Raw genomic sequence first — 3531 nt, forward strand, 5'->3', positions numbered from 1 at the left:
CGGGACCCGCGGGAGCCAGGAACTCCAGCCAGGAGTGGCGGCGTACGCACGCGGGGACGCTCGCGCACTGCCAGGCCACCAGGTCCAGGGCGACCTCGCAGACGGCGGCGACCAGTAGCACCGTCAGGGTGAGGGCGGCCAGCCGTACCAGGAGGCCGTAGAGCCGCACGGTGCGCGGCCGGCCGGAGGCGGCGGGGCGCATCCAGTGGGCGAGGTTGACGACCATGAACGGCAGCAGCAACAGCCACAGGGCGCGGCTGCCGTCACCGGAGGTGAGGTTGCACCAGACGTACGCCTCCCGGACCGGGCCGCCGCACGGCTCCCGCCCGGCCGGGGCGGAACCGTCCGCACCGGCCTCCGCGGTGTCCTCGACGTCCTCGACGTCCTCGGCGCGCCGGAAGACGGCAGCCGTGTCGTCGCCGAAGATCCGGACCGTGCGCGGATCGCCGAGCATCTTCTCGGGTGTGGTGCCGCCGACCCCGTGCACCAGCAGCTCCAGGTCGGTCTCCGGCTCCGCCGGCCGTCGCGCCGGCCACCGCTCCGTGCGGCCCTCGTGGTCCGCCGGGGGCGGATTCCCTGAAGGAGGTTCCGCTGGGGTCCGGTCGCCGTACCGGTCCGCTGCCGGGCCCTCGTACGGCTCTTCCGTCTGCTCTACGGTCCTGTCGTGCGCGTGTTCCATCGTTTCGCACATCCCCCGTGACGCCCTGACGTCTGTGTCGTGCGCGCTCCAGGATGGCCGCTCCGGACGCCGTATACACCTCTCGTCACGGAATCTCCCCGAACCGGGTCACGCCGGACGTCACCGAAGGTGGTGGCGCGACCGGGGCCGCGCCGTGAAAAGATGGGACGCCCGCGCACTGCCCCAACGGACGGAAGTCCAGGTCGCAGCCGGTGCGCCGGGCGTGTCGGACGGTTGGCGGCGAAAGGACCGGAGCGTACGTGAGCGAGAATCAGAACCTCCTCGCGGAGCAGCGCCGCGCCCTCATCCTGGACGAGGTCCGGCGGCGCGGCGGGGTGCGGGTCAACGAGCTGACCCGCAAGCTCGGCGTCTCGGACATGACCGTCCGCCGCGACCTGGACGCGCTCGCCCGCCAGGGCGTGCTGGAGAAGGTGCACGGCGGCGCGGTGCCGGTGGTCGAGGCGAGCACGCACGAGCCGGGGTTCGAGGCGAAGTCGGGGCTGGAGCCGACCGCCAAGGAGGACATCGCGCGCGCCGCGGCCCGGCTGGTCGGCCCGGGGGCGGCGATCGCCCTGTCCGGCGGTACGACGACCTACGCGCTCGCCCGGCAGCTGCTGGAGGTGCCGGACCTGACCGTGGTGACGAACTCGGTGCGGGTCGCGGACGTCTTCCATGTCGCGCAGCGCACCTCGGGGCAGCGGCAGGGGGCGGCCACGGTGGTGCTGACCGGCGGGGTGCGCACGCCGTCGGACTCGCTGGTGGGACCGGTGGCCGACCAGGCGATCGCCGCGCTCCACTTCGATCTGCTGTTCCTCGGTGTGCACGGCATATCGCTGGAAGCGGGTCTGTCCACGCCGAACCTCGCGGAGGCGGAGACCAACCGGCGCCTGGTGCACTCCGCGCGCCGGGTGGTGGTGGTCGCCGACCACACCAAGTGGGGCACGGTGGGCCTGAGTTCGTTCGCCACGCTGGACCAGGTGGACACGCTGGTGACCGACGCGGGGCTGCCCGCCGAGGCGCGCGCGGAGATCTCCGAGCACCTGCGCGTCATCGTGGCGGGCGAGCCGGCGGAAGAGGCCGTGGAGGCCTGACGGTCCCCCTCCGGCGGGGCCTTCGGACGTGGCGTGCCGGACCGGGCGGGCGGCCGGCCGGGGCGTCGTCAGTCCGGCCACACCCCCGTCGCCAGGAACGAGTCGATCGCCGCCGTGTACGGCGCGATGTCCAGGCCCTGGGCCGCTAGCCACGCGTCCGAGTAGTACTTGTCCAGGTACCGGTCCCCCGGGTCGCACAGCAGGGTGACGACACTGCCGGTACGGCCCTCGGCCACCATCTCGGCGACGATCTTCAGCGCGCTCCACAGCCCCGTGCCCGTGGAACCGCCCGCCTTGCGGCCGATGGCGCCCTCCAGCGCCCGTACGGCGGCGACGCTCGCCGCGTCCGGGACCTTCATCATCCGGTCGATCGCGCCGGGCACGAAGCTGGGCTCCACACGGGGCCGGCCGATGCCCTCGATCCGGGAGCCGCAGTCGCAGGTGACGTCCGGGTCGCCGGTGGTCCAGCCCTCGAAGAAACAGGAGTTGTCCGGGTCGGCGACACAGATCCGGGTGTCGTACTGCATGTAGTGGACGTAGCGGGCGAGGGTCGCGGAGGTGCCGCCGGTGCCCGCCGTGGCCACGATCCAGGCCGGCTCCGGGAACCGCTCCAGGCGCAGCTGGCGGAAGATGGACTCGGCGATGTTGTTGTTGCCGCGCCAGTCCGTGGCCCGCTCGGCGTAGGTGAACTGGTCCATGTAGTGGCCGCCGGTCTCCGCCGCCAGGCGGGCGGACTCCTCGTACATCTTCCGGGAGTCGTCCACGAAGTGGCAGCGCCCGCCGTGGAACTCGATGAGCCGGCACTTCTCGGCGCTGGTCGTGCGCGGCATGACGGCGATGAAGGGCACGCCGATCAGCTTCGCGAAGTAGGCCTCGGAGACCGCCGTGGAGCCGCTGGACGCCTCGATCACCGGGCGGCCCGGGCGGATCCAGCCGTTGCACAGGCCGTACAGGAACAGCGAGCGGGCCAGCCGGTGCTTGAGGCTGCCGGTGGGGTGGGTGGACTCGTCCTTCAGATAGAGGTCGATCCCCCACCGCTCGGGCAGCGGGAAGCGCAGCAGGTGCGTGTCCGCCGAGCGGTTGGCGTCGGCCTGGACCTTGCGGACGGCTTCCTTGAGCCAGTCGCGGTAGACGGGATCGCTGCGGTCGACGTCGAGGGTGGCGCCGGTTGTGGTCTGGGGCGGGATGCTCACGGCGGGGCTCCTTGCACTTGTACCGGCGGCGCCTCGCGCGGGCCGGCGGATCGAGCATAGGCGCCTTTCACACACCTTCCCACCTGCATAAACGCATCTTTGAGCCAGTCCAAGACAGGCTGGGGCACAGGCGTGCGACCCGGACGGGGCGCATGGACGCGCGTGCTCCGGGTGACTCTCTTGCGCGCCCCCGCGCGCACTGGTGCTCCTCGCCCGGCCGAGGCAGACTTCACGCGACGGGACGGTCCGTCCTGCACGGGGGGTACAGGAAACCGACCACCAGGGAACCACGCACCCAGGGAAAGAGCGCGAGGGGGGCCGACATGGCTGAGCCGGAGTTCAGGGCCACAGGCGTGCGGATCGGCAAGGGCCTGCGTTCGCTCACCCGGGCCGGACAGGTCCGGATCAGCGACGGCAGGCTCCAGTTGCTCACCAGCTACGGCAGCGAGATAGACAGCGCGCCGGTGCAGGCGGTGCGCGCCTCCAAGCCGTGGTTCGCTCCGGACGACCGGGCGCTGGCCGATCTGAACGGCACGCGGTATCTGCTGACGCTGGGCGAGCGCGACCC

3 protein-coding genes and 1 pseudogene are annotated in these 3531 nt (G+C 72.3%); 2 read left to right on the top strand and 2 right to left on the bottom strand.

Annotated elements, in window-relative coordinates; translation table 11 throughout:
- A pseudogene (locus tag H5J33_RS27630) lies at positions 1-679 on the bottom strand (hypothetical protein); the annotation flags it as partial.
- Between the two features lie 260 nt (positions 680-939).
- Between H5J33_RS27630 and H5J33_RS27635 the strand changes: the two are divergent.
- Entirely contained in the window at positions 940-1770 is an 831-nt protein-coding gene (locus H5J33_RS27635; protein ID WP_181797554.1) for a DeoR/GlpR family DNA-binding transcription regulator, read from the top strand.
- A gap of 68 nt (positions 1771-1838) precedes the next feature.
- On the opposite strand, the gene H5J33_RS27640 is transcribed toward H5J33_RS27635, so the two are convergent.
- Positions 1839-2963: a PLP-dependent cysteine synthase family protein gene (locus H5J33_RS27640; protein WP_181797555.1), complete on the bottom strand. Its 1125-nt coding sequence runs from the start codon at positions 2961-2963 to the stop codon at positions 1839-1841.
- Between the two features lie 323 nt (positions 2964-3286).
- Between H5J33_RS27640 and H5J33_RS27645 the strand changes: the two genes are divergently transcribed.
- Positions 3287-3531 (top strand): hypothetical protein (locus H5J33_RS27645; RefSeq protein WP_181797556.1); only part of this gene is annotated, 245 nt, incomplete at its 3' end.

It is taken from the genome of Streptomyces sp. WELS2, assembly GCF_013870595.1.
In the GTDB taxonomy this organism is placed as follows: Bacteria; Actinomycetota; Actinomycetes; order Streptomycetales; family Streptomycetaceae; genus Streptomyces.